This window comes from Sphingomonas sp. RIT328, assembly GCF_000632225.1.
GTDB lineage: Bacteria > Pseudomonadota > Alphaproteobacteria > Sphingomonadales > Sphingomonadaceae > Sphingomonas > Sphingomonas kyungheensis.
This window is the reverse complement of sequence record NZ_JFYV01000018.1, coordinates 11,730-26,658: the sequence shown is the minus strand read 5'-3', so window position 1 is coordinate 26,658 and position 14,929 is coordinate 11,730. Positions and strand designations below refer to the sequence as shown.

At 71.8% G+C, this 14,929-nt stretch carries 13 protein-coding genes; 5 read left to right on the top strand and 8 right to left on the bottom strand.

Going from position 1 to position 14,929, the window contains the following annotated elements; translation table 11 throughout:
* Positions 1–27 precede the first annotated feature (27 nt).
* From BW41_RS09605 to BW41_RS09595, 3 genes are all read right to left on the bottom strand, one after another.
* Positions 28–1,713, bottom strand: a complete 1,686-nt coding sequence (locus tag BW41_RS09605; RefSeq protein WP_037533956.1) for a methyl-accepting chemotaxis protein — start codon at positions 1,711–1,713, stop codon at positions 28–30.
* 141 nt (positions 1,714–1,854) lie between these two features.
* Entirely contained in the window at positions 1,855–3,798 is a 1,944-nt protein-coding gene (locus BW41_RS09600; protein WP_235199716.1) for a methyl-accepting chemotaxis protein, read from the bottom strand.
* A gap of 695 nt (positions 3,799–4,493) precedes the next feature.
* Positions 4,494–6,155: a methyl-accepting chemotaxis protein gene (locus BW41_RS09595; protein ID WP_051583409.1), complete on the bottom strand. Its 1,662-nt coding sequence runs from the start codon at positions 6,153–6,155 to the stop codon at positions 4,494–4,496.
* A gap of 163 nt (positions 6,156–6,318) precedes the next feature.
* Here BW41_RS09595 and BW41_RS09590 point away from each other — a divergent pair, with 163 nt between their 5' ends.
* Positions 6,319–7,635, top strand: coding sequence for a chloride channel protein (locus BW41_RS09590; protein ID WP_037533955.1), 1,317 nt, complete (start codon positions 6,319–6,321; stop codon positions 7,633–7,635).
* A 248-nt stretch (positions 7,636–7,883) separates the two neighbouring features.
* Here BW41_RS09590 and BW41_RS09585 read toward each other — a convergent pair whose 3' ends face one another.
* The 5 genes from BW41_RS09585 to BW41_RS20085 all read right to left on the bottom strand — a co-directional run bounded on the left by BW41_RS09585 (position 7,884) and on the right by BW41_RS20085 (position 11,990).
* Positions 7,884–8,882: an alpha/beta fold hydrolase gene (locus BW41_RS09585; RefSeq protein WP_037533954.1), complete on the bottom strand. Its 999-nt coding sequence runs from the start codon at positions 8,880–8,882 to the stop codon at positions 7,884–7,886.
* Positions 8,883–8,939: 57 nt separating this feature from the next.
* The gene (locus BW41_RS21220) at positions 8,940–9,092 is read right to left on the bottom strand and encodes a hypothetical protein (protein ID WP_153810796.1); all 153 of its coding nucleotides are present in this window, start codon (positions 9,090–9,092) and stop codon (positions 8,940–8,942) included.
* Positions 9,093–9,304: 212 nt separating this feature from the next.
* The gene (locus BW41_RS09580; RefSeq protein WP_152542240.1) at positions 9,305–10,120 is read right to left on the bottom strand and encodes a hypothetical protein; all 816 of its coding nucleotides are present in this window, start codon (positions 10,118–10,120) and stop codon (positions 9,305–9,307) included.
* Positions 10,080–11,075, bottom strand: coding sequence for a diguanylate cyclase domain-containing protein (locus BW41_RS09575; protein WP_051583399.1), 996 nt, complete (start codon positions 11,073–11,075; stop codon positions 10,080–10,082). Before BW41_RS09575 ends, BW41_RS09580 begins: the two co-directional genes overlap by 41 nt.
* A gap of 489 nt (positions 11,076–11,564) precedes the next feature.
* The gene (locus tag BW41_RS20085) at positions 11,565–11,990 is read right to left on the bottom strand and encodes a hypothetical protein (RefSeq protein WP_051583398.1); all 426 of its coding nucleotides are present in this window, start codon (positions 11,988–11,990) and stop codon (positions 11,565–11,567) included.
* A gap of 160 nt (positions 11,991–12,150) precedes the next feature.
* Between BW41_RS20085 and BW41_RS09560 the strand changes: the two genes are divergently transcribed.
* The 4 genes from BW41_RS09560 to BW41_RS09545 are packed head-to-tail and all read left to right on the top strand — an operon-like array spanning position 12,151 to position 14,864.
* Complete coding sequence (locus BW41_RS09560) at positions 12,151–13,056, top strand: DUF6662 family protein (RefSeq protein ID WP_037533952.1); 906 nt, start codon at positions 12,151–12,153, stop codon at positions 13,054–13,056.
* Positions 13,053–13,589 carry an FMN-binding protein gene (locus BW41_RS09555; protein ID WP_235199715.1) on the top strand — a complete coding sequence of 179 codons (537 nt, stop codon included), beginning with the start codon at positions 13,053–13,055 and terminating at the stop codon, positions 13,587–13,589. The genes BW41_RS09560 and BW41_RS09555 overlap by 4 nt, the downstream gene beginning before the upstream one ends.
* A 19-nt stretch (positions 13,590–13,608) precedes the next feature.
* The gene (locus tag BW41_RS09550; RefSeq protein WP_037533951.1) at positions 13,609–14,424 is read left to right on the top strand and encodes an FAD:protein FMN transferase; all 816 of its coding nucleotides are present in this window, start codon (positions 13,609–13,611) and stop codon (positions 14,422–14,424) included.
* A complete protein-coding gene (locus BW41_RS09545; RefSeq protein ID WP_037534004.1) occupies positions 14,421–14,864 on the top strand; it encodes a hypothetical protein in 444 nt (147 codons plus the stop codon). The genes BW41_RS09550 and BW41_RS09545 overlap by 4 nt, the downstream gene beginning before the upstream one ends.
* The last annotated feature ends 65 nt before the right edge of the window (positions 14,865–14,929 follow it).

The following is a 14,929-nucleotide window of genomic DNA, read 5'->3' as shown; positions in this document are numbered from 1 at the left end:
GCGGCGAGCCGCATGCCGGTGCCGAAGTCAGGCGACGCGGTCGAACTCGGCGTCCTCGGCATCGGGGCCGCCGCTCGACAGGTCGAGCCGATGGCCGCGCGGCCGCTGGTCGGTCATCGCGCCGGGGGCGAGCGCCGGTGTCGCCTTGCGCGTGGCGACCAGCGTCCGCTTGCGGGTAAGCGGTGTCAGCGCGCGCGGCGTGGCGCGGCGTGCGGCCGGCCGGTCGCCGAGGTCGAAGAAGCCGATCGTCTGCTGCAATTCGCCCGCCTGTTCGGCGAGCGTCATCGCGGTGCCGCTGATCTGTTCGACCGCGGCGCTGTTCTGCTGCGTCACCGTGTCGAGCTGCTGGATCGCCTCATTGACCTGCCGCGCGCCGATATCCTGTTCGCGGCAGGCGGCGCTGATCTCGGCGACCAGCTCGGCGGTGCGGCGGATGTCGGGGACGAGCCGGATCAGCCGCTCGCCCGCCTCGGTCGCCGCCCCCACCGTCTCGCCCGACATCGCCGAAATCTCCGCCGCGGCGGCCTGGCTGCGCTCGGCGAGCTTGCGCACCTCGGCGGCGACGACCGCGAAGCCCTTGCCGTGGTCGCCGGCGCGCGCCGCCTCGACCGCGGCATTCAAGGCGAGCAAATCGGTCTGGCGCGCGATCTCCTGGACGATGCCGATCTTGTCGGCGATCGTCCGCATCGCCGCGACCGCGCGGGTCACCGCCGCGCCGCTGCCCTCGGCATCGCGCGCCGACTGGCGGGCGATCGCCTCGGTCTGCGCGGCATTGTCGGCATTCTGTTTGATGTTGGCGGCCATCTCTTCCATCGAGGCGGAGGCCTGTTCGGCGGCGGCGGCCTGTTCGGTCGCGCCTTCGCCCATCTGTTCGGAGGCGGAGGACAGTTGCGCGCTGCCCGCCGCGACCTGCTGCGCCGTCTCGTCGATGCCGCGCACCACCTCGCGCAGCCGCGCCGACATGGTGTTGACCAGGGCGATGAGGTCGCTGATCTCGTCCTGATGGTGGACCTGCACCTCGCTGTGCAGATCGCCCGCCGCCACCGCCTCGACCGCGCGGCCGGCGCTGCGCAGGCCCTGCGAGACCAGCCGCGACAGCCAGACGCCGCCCGCGCAGGCGATCAGCAGCGCCAGCCCCGCGGTGACGATCAGCGTCCTGCGCGCCGTTTCGTACAGGCGCCGCGTCTCGCCATTGGCGTCGAGCATCTGCTGGCGCGCCTGATCGACGATCTGCTGGGCGACCGCGGCGAGCGCATTGACCATCGTCCGCGACCGCGTGGCGGAAAGCGCGCCCGCCTCGGCATTGCGGTTGGCGAGCGCGAGCACGCGGATCTGGTCGTTGAGCGGCAGGTAATCGGCCCATTTCGCCTGTATGCGCTGCCACAGCGGCCGGTCGGCGTCACGGGCATGCGCCACCCCGGCGGTGAGCGCCTTCTGCACCTCGCCGCGCAGGCGCATCAGATCGGCGTCGAACTGCTGCATCTGCGCCGCGTCGGTGACCATCACCAGATTCTTCTCGGTGCGGATGACGAGATTGACGGTGTTGGCGAGATCCTGCGCGCTGTCGAGCCGGGCGACCGGACCGTGGATCAGCCCGTCGACCGCCTGATCGAGCCGCGCCATGCCGCCGATGCCGACCCAGACGACGGCGGCGAGCAGCGCGAGCAGCACCGCAAAGGTGAAGGCCATTTTGCTTTTGATCGTCAGTCGCATCGATCCTGCCCGCGGATGGTTATGCAACATAATATAGTCAACGCGGGGAAGAGTGCGGCAGCTGCCCGTTCGTCGGCAACGATCGCCGCCATTTCGGCGTGAGGGCAGGCCTATCATCCCGGTCGACGGCGGCGCGACGGGTCAGATCCGCTCGAACTCGGCGTCCTCGGCATCGACCTCGCCGGCGGCAAGGTCGAGGGCGAAGCCGCGCACACGGGTCTGGTCGGTCAGCGTGCCCGGCCGCGGCGTCAGCAGCCGCGCGGCGCGTGTCCCCTGGATCGCGGTGCGCTGCGCAGCGGGGCGTTTGGCGACGCGCGGCTTCGCGGCGGGGCGGGGGCGGGGAGTGCCGGAAGCGGCGTCACCGCGGCGGAAGAAGGCGAGCCCCTGTTGCAGCTCCTCCGCCTGATCGGCGAGCGTCGCCGCGGTGGCACTGATCTGGTCCGAGGCGGAGGCATTCTGCTGCGTCACCGCATCGAGTTGCTGGATCGCCTGGCTGACCTGCGCGGCGCCGAGGTCCTGTTCGCGGCACGCCGCGCTGATCTCCGCGACGAGCTCGGCGGTGCGGCGGATCTCCGGCACCAGCCGGGTCAGCATCGCGCCGGCCTCGGTCGCCGCGCCGACCGTGTCGCCCGACATCGCCGAAATCTCCGCCGCGGCGGTCTGGCTGCGCTCGGCGAGCTTGCGCACCTCGGCGGCGACGACGGCGAAGCCCTTGCCGTGATCGCCGGCGCGCGCCGCCTCGACCGCGGCGTTCAAGGCGAGCAGGTCGGTCTGTCGCGCGATCTCCTGGACGATGCCGATCCGCTCGGCGATCGTCCGCATCGCGGTGACCGCGCGCGCCACCGCCTCGCCGCTGCGCTCGGCCTCCGCCGACGACTGGCGGGCGATCTTCTCGGTCTGCGCGGCATTGTCGGCATTCTGTTTGATGTTCGCCGCCATCTGCTCCATCGATGCCGAGGCCTCTTCCGCCGCGGCGGCCTGTTCGGTCGCGCCCTGGCTGACCTGCTCGGCGCTCGACGACAGCTGCTGGCTGCCCTCGGCCATCCGGTCCGCCGCTTCGGTGACGTTGCCGGCGAAGCCGGACAGCGCATCGATCAGCCGGTTGACCGACTCCTTCATCCGCTGGTGATCGCCGTCGCAGGCGATCTCGACGCGTTCGACCAGCGAGCCGGTGCTGACCAGATCGAGCACGCGATTGCCCTCTCCGATCGGCAGCAGGATCGCATCGAGCATGCCGTTGATCCCGGCGATCAGCCCGGCGAAATCGCCGCGGAAGCGCGCGACGTCGCCGCGCTCGCGCAGCTGGCCGGCGGTCGAGGCGACGATCAGCCGCTGGATCTCGGCGGTGATCTCGCGCAGATTGCCGCGCAGCAGCTCGATCGTGTCGTTGATGAACGCCTTCTTGCCTGGAAAGGCGGCGAGCGGCGCGTTGAAATCGCCTTCGCCGAACTGGGCGATACACGCCATCGCCTGTTTCTTGACCGCGATATGGCCTGCGACCATCGTGTTGATCCCCGTCGCCATCGTGCGAAAATCGCCGGTGAACGCCTCGACCGGCACGAATATGTCGATGTCGCCGCGATCATGTTCCGCCGACATCCGGTTCATCTCGGCGATCAGCCGCCGCAGATTGGCGCGCAACAGCTCGATCGTCTCGTTGATGAACGCCTTCTTGCCCGGGAAGGCGGGCAGCGACGCGTCGAAATCGCCCTCGCCGAAGGCGCGGACGCAGGCCATCGCCTGGCGCTTGGCGTCGATATGGCCGGCGATCACGCCATTGACCTCGCGCGTCACCGCGGCGAGGTCGCCGGTGAAGCGCACGACCGGCAGCGTCGCGTCGATCTCGCCGCGGGCATGATCGGCGGCGAGCGTCGCCACCGCCTCGCGCAGCTGCGCGACCGGCGCGGTCGCCGCCTCGACCAATGCATCGACCTCGTCGAGCAGCCGGCGCGTCGCGCCGCTCGCCACGGCGGGATCGCTGCGTTCGCCGAGCCGCCCCTGCGCGATCGCCTGCCGCAGTCGCTGCACCTCGCCGATCGCGACATCAATATGGGCGGCGGAGGAAAGCGAGAGATAGGGACGCATGGCAGGACCTCTGGTGAAGGACGGCGCCGTCATCCCCGGGGATGCCGGCCACGGCAAAGACACCGGCATCCGCAGGGATGACGGGGGCGGCGGAAGCGCGGCCGATGGTTACGTTCGAACGTCAGGTCAGGCGGGGGACACCCGCTCCGGGAAGTCTTTCCCTTGTTCTGCGCAACATAGGGTCACATCACGTACATGTCGATTGTGGACTTAAGTTTTGGTTAAGGCGGTATGCCCGGCGGCGGGCGGCACGCGGTCTGCTGTCGACGTGCCGGCCGAGGGTAGGTCATAGGCCATTTCCTATGGTGGAACGGCCATTGGCCCGGTCCTGCGTGCCGCCCGGCGGTCCCGCTGGCCGACGGCCTAGAGACGTCCGGTGCCGACGTGCCGCGTCGCTCTCGGCCAAATTATTGATACCCATCTATATCGACGCGGTAGCATGGGCTGCCTGCCGCATCGGAAGCGGGCTGGCCAGCGCGTGATGCGGATGACGCGCAACAGCATCAACGTTGACCGTGGCGGTACGACCGGTCTGGCCACGGCAATCAACGCCCGCCCGCCTCGCCAAAAAAAATTTCGACGGCGCCGTCGTACTACGACGATCACGCGCCCGGTGCGGTCCCGATCGATGCGTTTGTCATGATGATAATCACTTGCATCGACTCACCCGGCCATGCCGGCGCGGGCGGCGCGCGTCACATCCGTTCGAAGCCGGCATCCTCGGTATCGCCCTCGCCGGCGCTGAGGTCGAGCGCATAGCCGCGCAGGCGCGACCGGTCGGCGAGCGGGCCGGGACGCGGCGTCAGCAGCCGCGCCGATGTCGTGCCCTTGATCGCGGGGCGCTTCGCGGTGGCGGGGTGACGCGTCGCGACGCGCACCGGCGGGGCCGCGACCGGCGTGTCGGCGCAGCGGAAGAAGGCGATGCCCTGCTGCAGCTCCTCCGCCTGATCGGCGAGCGTCGCCGCGGTGGCGCTGATCTGTTCGGCCGCGGCGGCATTCTGCTGCGTCACCGTGTCGAGCTGCTGGATCGCCTGGCTGATCTGCGCGGCGCCGAGATCCTGTTCGCGACACGCCGCGCTGATCTCGGCGACCAGTTCGGCGGTGCGGCGGATCTCCGGCACCAGCCGCGTCAGCATCGCGCCCGCGTCGGCCGCCGCCACCACCGTCTCCCCCGACACCCGCGATATGTCCGCCGCGGCGGCCTGGCTGCGCTCGGCGAGCTTGCGCACCTCGGCGGCGACGACGGCGAAGCCCTTGCCGTGATCGCCGGCGCGTGCCGCCTCGACCGCGGCGTTGAGCGCGAGCAGGTCGGTCTGGCGCGCGATCTCCTGGACGATGCCGATCTTGTCGGCGATCGTCCGCATCGCCCCGACCGCACAGGCGACGGCGGCACCGCTGCGTTCCGCCTCGGCGGAGGACTGGCGGGCGATCTTCTCGGTCTGCGCGGCATTGTCGGCATTCTGTTTGATGTTGGCGGCCATCTCTTCCATCGAGGCGGAGGCCTGTTCGGCCGCGGCGGCCTGCTCGCTCGCGCCCTGGCTCATCCGGTCGGCGCCCGCGGACAATTGCTGGCTGCCCCCGGCGACCTGCGCCGCGGCGGCCGCGATCGTGCCGACGACCCGGGTGAGCGCCTCGACCAGCCGGTTGACCGCCTCCTTCATCCGCTGGTGATCGCCCTCGCAGGCGATCTCGACGCGTTCGAGCAGCGAGCCGGTGCTGACCAGATCGAGCACGCGGTTGCTCTCGCCGATCGGCAGCAGCGTCGCATCGAGCATGCCGTTGATCCCGGCGATCAGCCCGGCGAAATCGCCCTGGAAGCGCGCCGCCTCGCCGCGTTCGCGCAGCCGGCCGGCGGTGGCGGCGGCGATCAGCCGCTGGATCTCGGCGGTGATGTCGCGCAGGTTGGCGCGCATCTGCTCGATCACCTGATTGCCCGACGCCGCCTTGCCGGGGAAGGGGGCGAGCGGCGCGTCGAAATCGCCGGCACCGAACGCCCGCACGCAGGCGACGATGCGGCGCGCCGATTGCACGTGCCAGTCGACCGCGGCGTTGACGTCGCGCGCGATCGCGGCAAGGTCGCCGGTGAAGCGTGTCACCGGCATGACCGCATCGACCTCGCCGCGGTTGTGCGCGGCGATCAGCGTCGCCGCCTCGTCGCGCAGCGCCTCGACCGGATGGGTCGCCGCATCGAGCAGCGCGTCGATCTCGCCGAGCAACGTGCGCACCGCGCCGCTGCCCGCCGACGGATCGCTGCGCGCGCCGAGCCGCCCCTGCGCCAGCGCCTGCCGCAGTCGGCGCACCTCCTGGATCGCGACGTCGATATGGGCCGAGGGCTTGAGCGAGACATAGGGTCGCATGACGGGGCCTTTGGACAGGACGCGGGGTCCGCCGCGCCACAGTCTATGATAGCTCGCCCGGCGACCGTCCTGATCGCGCACGTCTATTTGACGAAGCGACATCTTCGCGGCTTGGCGCGTCAAGCGGGGTGACGCCCGGCGGCTGCTGTGCCTAAGACGCATCATGGCTCATCTTCCCCGCCGTGGCCGTCGCTGGACCCCTGCGCGCTTCCGCGCGCTGCTGCGCGCGCGCGGGCCGACCTCGGTGCGCTTCCGCCAGCGGATCGCGGTGACCACCGGGGCGGTGGCGATCGGCATCGTCGCGGTGCTGTTCGCCGAGCTCGCCGACGCGACCTCGGCGCTGTTCGACGGCTTCGTCCGGCGCCAGCCGTGGCTGCCGCTGCTGTCGACGCCGCTCGGCTTCATGGCGCTGGTCTGGCTGACCCGCCGCTACGTGCCGCTGGCGCGCGGATCGGGCATTCCGCAGGTGATGGCGGCGCGCGACGATCCCGCCGCGGCGACCGGCAATCTGATCGCGGTCAAGACGGTGGCGGGCAAGGTGCTGCTGACGATGGGCGCGATCCTGTGCGGCGGCAGCGTCGGGCGCGAGGGGCCGACGGTGCAGCTCGCCGCGGCGGTGATGGGGGTCAGCCACCGGCTGATGCGGGTGACGCTGAAAAGCACGGTGGTGATCGCCGGCGGCGCGGCCGGCGTCGCCGCGGCGTTCAACACCCCGCTCGCCGGCGTGCTGTTCGCGATCGAGGAACTGGCCGCCGCCTATGAGCAGCGGATGACGCTGATGGTGCTCTCCTCGATCGTCATCGCCGGCATGGTCGCGCAGAGCCTGACCGGCAATTACGTCTATTTCGGCGTGATCGGCGCGCATATGTCGCTCGGCGCGGCGCTGGTGGTGGTGCCGGTGGCGGGGCTCGCCGGCGGGCTGGCGGGCGGCGCCTTCGCGCGGGCGATGCTCGCGCTCGCCAGCGGCCGGCACCGGCTGACGCGGTGGAGCAAGGCGCGCCCGGTGCTGTTCGCCGGCGCCTGCGGGCTGGTCGTCGCCGGGCTCGGCGTCGCCACCGGCCTGACCTGGGGCACCGGCTATGGCGCGGCGCGCGGCATGATCGGCGGGGTCGATGCGCCCTTGTGGTTCGGCCCCGCCAAATTCGCCGCGACGCTCGCCACCGCGGTGGCGGGGCTGCCCGGCGGCATCTTCGCCCCCAGCCTCGCGGTCGGCGCCGGCGTCGGCAACCTGCTGCGCGCGGTCTTCCCCGACGATCCGACCGGCGCGGTGGTGATCCTCGGCATGGTCGCCTATTTCACCGGCGTGGTGCGCGCGCCGCTCACCGCGGTGATCATCCTGTCGGAGACGACGGCGAGCCGCGGGCTGATGCTGCCGATGTTCGCCGCGGCGTTCATCGCCGACGGGGCGAGCCAGGCGGTCTGCCGCGAGAAGCTCTACCACGGCCTGTCGGCGACCTTCTCGCCGCATCGACCGTCTTAGTGTATTATATGGCTGACACACATGGATCAGTGATGCTATGGCATCGTTCGCCAGTGCTTCAGTACCCTGTGCCTGGCGATCCTTAGATGGACCCCTACGGCTGCCGCCCCCGCGGCGGCAGCCGGATTTTTGGTGAAGGGCCGCGCGCAGGCTTATTCCTCCGCCGATAGCGGGCAGCATCTTATCCTCCCGCGCGCGCCCTCCGCGCCTCCGCGTTCCTCTCTTCCTTCGCGGCTTCGCGTGACCCGTTAGGCCGCCCCGCGGCGCACCCGGGCGAGGCCGAAGGCGGCGAGCGCCAGCGCGGCGAGGCCGATGCCCACGGAGAGCCGGGCACCGGACCCGCGCTCCGGCGTATCGGCGAGCGTCGCAGGATCGCCCGCGAACAGCGCGAGCAGGTGGCGCGCGACCGCCGCGGGCGCCTCGCGCTGCGGGAAATGGCCGACCCCGGCGAGGCGGATGCGCGCGAACGGCCCGGCGAATTTGGCGGCGACGTCGTGCGACGCCTCGGGCGGATTGACCCCGTCGGCGTCGCCCTGGATGTAGAGCGCGGGCAGGTCGAGCGTCGCGGTGGCGCGCACCTTGTCCTCAAGCCACTGGCTGCGCGGATCGGGATGCGCCTCGCCCCAGCGCGCGCGATAGCTGTGCAGCGTGACGTCGACCCAGTCGGGATTGTCGAAGGCGCGCGCGACGCGGCGGAAGGTCGCCTCGTCGAACCAGCCCGGCGGCGACCAATTGACCCAGTGGCGGTGCGCGAAGCCCTTGCGATCGTCGCGCACCGCCTGTGCGCCGCGCGCGGTCGCCATGAACCAGTGATACCATTGCCGCTGCGCCTGTTCGAACGACGGCGTCGGCATGCCGCCGAGCCGCGGCGGCGTCGACAGCATCGCCAGCCGCACCACCCGTTCCGGCCAGCCGACCGCGAGCGCCTCGGCGATGTTCGATCCCCAGTCGTGGCCGGCGACCATGACGCGGCGGATGCCGAGCGCATCGAGCAGCGCGATCGCGTCCATCGCCAGGATCGCGCTGTTGCCGGTGCGCGGCGCGGCGGCATCGACGAAGCGCGTCGCGCCGAAGCCGCGCAGCGTCGGCACGATGACGCGGAAGCCGGCATCGGCGAGCGCCGGCGCGACCGGGTCCCAGGTCGAGGCATCGTCGGGCCAGCCGTGGAGCAACAGGATCACCGGGGCGCTGCGGCTGCCCTGGTCGTGATAATCGATGATGACATCGTCGCAGGCGATCGTCGGCATGCTCGGTCTCCCGCCGGATATGGCCGGATCAACCCCTTGATGCGACGGGCGTTCCGGTCAGTGGAGACTGGCGTGCGCGTCGCGCTTGACGCTGTCCTCCAGCGTCGCGATCGACTGGCTCACATAGACGGCGGGCAGCGCCAGCCCGAGCCGGTCGAGGATGCGCAGCGCATCTTCGAGCAGCAGCAGCGCCTCGCGATCGTCGGCCATGTCGTCTTCCTCGTCGGACCCGGGCGATGGCCCGGCGTCACCCGCCATAGCAGGTCCATCAGACGTTTCAGTGACGGCGGGATGAGGGGTTGTTCATCCGGCGGCCTCTTTGACCGTCACGGCGAGACAATCCTGCACCGCCCCCGACATGCGGGTCGCTGACGTCGAGTGCCTGCAACGCTTGGTGCAAGGCGTGCCGCCTTGCCGCCCGCTTACCCCGCGATCACGACCGTCGGTGTGGCGGCGGGGATGCGGGCAAGCGTCGCGGCATAGCCGGTGGGGACGCGCGCGATCTCGGCATCGGCCTGATCGAGGTCGCCGGTCGCCTGTTCGCGGTCGGGCGCGTGGTGGCGGTGTTCGGCCTCGCGCAGGATGTCGCGCAGCATGCGGACCAGTTGATGGACGTCGGCGACGACCGTTGCGGGATCGTTGGGGCCGCCGAGACCGGGCAGGGCGGCATGCGCCGGGGTCTGGCCCGTGCCGGTCGCGGCGGCGGTGTCGCCCTTGCCAGTGTCGCCGGTGGCGTCGTGCCGCGCCGCGGCGGCGGCAGCGCCGGCGGCGGCCTGTGCGGCGGGAGCGGCAGCGGCGGCCGTGGCGGGGGCCAGCGCGGCGGCGGCGGTGTCGGCGGGTCCGGCCTCGAACGGCGCGGCGGGATCGGTGGCGAGCGAGCCGCCGAGCGACAGGCCGCTGCCGCCGGCGCGGACATAATCGTCGACCGCGCGGGCGAGTTCGCGCGCGATCTGCACCGCCGCGGCGGCGAGCTTGCCGGAATCGCTGGCGTAGAGCAGCTTGAGCATATTGAGCCGCGCCTTGAGCTGGGCGATCTTGGCGGCGGCCTGCGCCTGTTCGGCGTGATGGTCGTGCTGCGCGGCGGCGACCGCGGCGAGTGTGCGGATCGCGGTGCACGCATCGGCGCGCGCCTGCCGGGTGCCGAACGCCGGATCGTCCTGCGCCGCCTGTGGCGCGATGTCGCCGCGGGCCGACCGATCAGCCGGCGGGATCACCGATGCGATGCGGACTGGCTTCATGGACGTCATCCCGACTGTACCTGTCCATTATAGCCGAATCGGCGGCGACGCGGTCGCGCGCCGCGGCAAGATGCAGCCGCGCCTGTTCGAGCGAGGCGGTGGTCTCGTCGCCGCGGCCGACGACGATGCCGACCGAGGCGGTGACGGGGTCGATCGTCTCGCCGCTGCCGCGCAGCTTGAGCCGGCGCGCGTGAAAGGCGCGCAGCGCCTCGTCTGCGCGGGCGCGCGCCATGATCAGCGCGACGTCACGCATCACGACGATGAATTCATTGCCGCTCCACCGGATCAGCTCCTCGTCAGGGAAGCTCTGGCGCAACGTCGCGGCGAAGGCGCTGAGCACGTTGTTGCCGACCGAACGGCCGTAGCGCGCGTTGATCCCCACCAGCGCATCGATGCCGAACAGCACCATCACATAGCTGCGCCCCGACAGCGCCACCTCCTGCAACAGCCGCTCGCCGCCCGCCTGGTCGAGCGCCGCGGTCAGCTCGTCGCGGCCATCGTCGCGGCGTGGCACCGCGCCCGCGATCGTGTCGCGGAGCAGCGCGAGCTCGGCGCGCAGATCGGCGAGCTCGCGCTCGGCCTGCACCAGCCGCGCGACGATCGCATCGGTATCGGCGGGGGTCGCCTGCGCCGTGCCGAGATCGGCGCCGAGCGCGCGGGTGACGTCATGCGCCTCGGCGGCGAGCGAGCCGAGCGCATCCGCCTGCTGCGCGACGCGATGCTCGCGCCAGCGGATGTCGTCCGACCGGTCGCGGCAATATAGATCGACGAGCCGCGTCGCATCGGCGGCGGTGAGGCGCAGCCCGCCGTCGATCGCCGCATCGATCTCGCGCGCGAGCGGCGAGCCCGGCGTCGCCAGATAGCGCGCGGCGAGATCGCGATAGACCTCGCTGGGCGGGAGCCGATGATGTTCGAGAAATGCCAGGGCCTCTCGGGCCAGTTCAAACGCCGCCATCGGGACTCTGCTTTCGACCGGGTCGCCGCACAAGGACAGACGATCTGACTGATCTACCGCCTCCCCCTGGGGTCGGCAACCATCACCGCATGGCATCTCGCTGCGGCGCGCGCGCCTACATGGTATAGGCGCCGGCGCCGGATCCGCGCAGGGCGCAGGCGCGACCGGGCGTGCGGTGCGAGCCGCACGACGCCTCCGCCGGGCGCTCGGCTGACGCCCTTGGGTTCACGCGGAGGCGCGGAGGCGCGGAGCGGGTGCGTCCGGGGATGCGCCGTCGCTTTCATGAAGCGGGAGGGCGGCTGGCGCCGCAGGGGTCAGGCGAAGACGCGAAGCTGTCGCGTGCGCACGCAGCTTTTTTCTCCGGCCGTTGGCGGGCGGCACCTATCCATCCGCACGCACCCTCCGCGCCTCCGCGCCTCCGCGTGAACCCGTTGCTCGCGGCGTCGCGTGACGTTCCCCCCGGCCGGCGGGGCAAGGCTTTCCGCCGGTTCAGGCGGAGGCGCGGACGGCGGTGTAGCGGGTGTCGGCCTGGGTGGGCGCGACGAGGGTGGTGAGGGTGGCGTAATATTGCGTCAGCGATTCCTCGGGGCCGTCGGCGATGCAGCGCATGACGCTTTCGACCGGCCAGAGCGAGACGCTGCCCACCTGCAACCGGGGGTTGATCACCTCGGCGACGCCGTCGCCATCGTGCCAGCTGCCGCCGAGCATGCGGCGGATCACCTCGCCGAGATAGGCGGCCGCGCCGATCACCAGATCGCCCGCATCCGCCGGGTCGACGCGGCGGTCGAACAGCGCGGTCAGCATCGCGTCGAGCGCGACCAGGCTGGCCGGCGTATAATCGAGCCGCTCGCCGCTCTGCTCTTCGTGAAAGGCGACGAATTCGTCGGCCTGATCGATGATCTCCCCCAGTTCCACCGCTGCCTCCCGTTCACGGTCCTCGCTTATTATAGCGGCGCGGCGCCCCCGCCCGACGCGCGCGCCACATGCCGGAACCGACAATCGCCGCGACCGGCGACCGCAGGCCGCAATCGCCGTCTATAAGCTAATGATAATCACTATCTGGAAAGAGACGATCATGGCTTTCGGTCTGCGGCGCGACGGGATTGCGCTCGCCCTGGTCTGCGCCGGCGCGGCGGCGGCGGGCCCGGCGCGGGCGAGCGAGGGGATGTTCTCGCGCGTCTATACCGCCGATCTCACCCCCGCCGGCCATGTCGAGATCGAGCAGGTGGTGCGCGAGCGCGCCGGCCGCGTCTTCGGCCATTACGATGCCACCGACCTGCGCACCGAGGTCGAATATGGCGTCACCGACAATTTCCAGGCGGCGCTCTACGTCAACGCCAACCGCATGCACGCGACGCGGACCAGCGACGACGACGACGACCATGCCGACACCGGCTTCACCCGCCACAATGTCACGCTGGAGAGCATCTCGACCGAATTCGTCTATCGCGCGCTCAGCCCGTACAAGTCGCGCCACGGCTGGGGCCTCGCGCTCTATCTCGAACCCGAATATGCCTTTCACGACCTGCACAACGGGCTGCGCTACGCGCCCGGCACCTTCTCGCTCGAAGGCCGCGCGATCGTGCAGAAGAATTTCGCGCAGGACCGGGTGATCGTCGCCTACAATCTCGTCCTCGAGGCGGAATCGATCCGCTTTGCCGGCCGGCCCGACACCAACAGCGAGCTCGACTGGAACAACGAGCTCGGCGTCACCTATCGCGTCGCGCCGCGCGTCTTCGTCGGCGGCGAGTTCCGCAACCACAACGAATACGGCAATTTCACCCATCACGAACATTCGGTCTATTGGGCAGGGCCGGTGGTCCATTACGCCGACCAGCATCTGTGGGCGACGCTCGGCCTGCTGCGCCAGTTCGCCGGCGACCCCGGCCATGACGAGGACGGCAATGACATCGGCAACCGGCTGTTCCTGCGCAGCCACGAACGCAACGAGCTGACCTTCAAGCTCGGCATCCCGCTGTGAGGGGGCGGCGCAGGCGCTGGGCCGGCGCGACGCTGATCACCGCGACCGCCGCGGTCGCCGCACCGGGCTGGGCGCGCACCACGATGACGCTTGCCGAGGCGCAGGCGATCCTGTTCCCGCACGTCGCGCTGGTCGCCGACGACCGCGTGCTGACGGCGGAGCAGATCGCCGCGATCCACCGGCGCAGCGACGTCGCGGTGCTGTCGAAGACGGTGCACAGCTGGCGCGCGCCCGACGGCGGTCGATTGTTCGTCGATCAGGTGCTCGGCAAGCATGAGATGATCACGCTGGCGCTCGCGCTCGACGCGGGCGGCGCGGTGCGCGGGCTCGAGATCCTCGACTATCGCGAGAGCTACGGCGGGCAGGTGCGCGATCCGGCGTGGCGGCGGCAGTTCACCGGCAAGCGCGACGGCGCGCCGCTGCGGCTAGACCGCGACATCCACGGCCTCTCCGGCGGCACGCTGTCGGCGCGCCACGTCACCGAGGGCGTGCGCCGGCTGCTCGCGACCAACGGCATCGTCTTTGCCGGCTGAGGGGGGGCCGGTCGGGGAGATGCCGGTCGAGCGCGTCCGGCCGCTGCTCGGCACATTGGTCTTGATCCGCGTCGACGAGGGGGGCGGGGGCGGCGATGTCGCGGCGGCGATCGCGCGCGGCTTCGCGGCGATCGCGCACGTCCACCGGGTGATGAGCGCGCAGGCGGCGGACAGCGACCTCGCCGCGATCGCGCGCACCGGCGGCGGCGCGGCGGTGACGGTCGACCGCGCCACCGCCGCCTGCCTGCGCGCCGCGCTGCGCCTCGCCGCGGCGAGCGACGGACTGTTCGACCCGGTGCTGCCCGGCGACGGCGCGAGCTGGCGCGACCTCGCGGTCGCCGGCCGCCGCGTCCGCGTCGCACGGCGGCTGCGGCTCGACCTGTCGGGGATCGCCAAGGGCTATGCGGTCGACCGCGCCTGCGCGGCGTTGCGCGCGGCGGGCGTGCGCCGCGCGATCGTCAATGCCGGCGGCGACCTCGCGGTGCTCGGCGGTGGCTATCGCATCCGGCTCGCGCCCGGCCATGCCGCGCCGGCGGCGGTGGTCGCGCTCGACCGCGGCGCGCTGGCGAGCAGCGATGTCGCCGCGGCCTGGGCCGATCGCGGCGCGGTGCAGCATCGCGACGGGCGCAGCGGCGCGGCGGCGCCGGCGGGGTTCGTCAGCGTGGTGGCGCCGCGCTGCCGCGACGCCGATGCGCTGACCAAGATCGTCCTCGTCGCCGGCGCGGCGGCGCTGCCGCTGCTCGCCCGCCATCGCGCCGTCGCCTATTGCAGCCGCGCCGGCGGCGACTGGCAGACGCTCGCGCCCGACGCCGGATCGTGGGGCGCGGCGCGATGACGCCGGCGCGACGCCGATGGGTGTGCCTCGTCGCGGCGCTGCTCTGGGCGAGCGGCGCGGGCTGGCTGGTCGCGCATCACTGGCTGGTCCGGCCGGGCGATTACGGCCCGGTGCCGAGCCCGGTCGAGCCTTGGGCGCTGCGCCTGCACGGCGGCTGCGGCTATGCCGCGGTGGCGCTGCTCGGGCTGCTGTGGGGCGTGCACATCGGCCCGCGCTGGCGGATGCGGCGCGCGCGGCTGTCGGGGGCGCTCTTGGTCAGCGTGACGCTGGTGCTGACCGGCAGCGGCTGGCTGCTCTATTACGTCGCTGACGACGACTGGCGCGCCGGGATCGCGCAACTGCACTGGCTGCTCGGCCTTGCCGGCCTGCCGGTCTTCCTCGCCCACCGGCTGACCGCGCGCGGGCGGGCGCGAAGGGGGAGGGCAGCGCCGGACCTCTGACGGAACGCGCGCGCCTGCGGCCGGGGATCGCCGCAGGTCATGCGGCGCGTGGCCAAGCCAGTCGC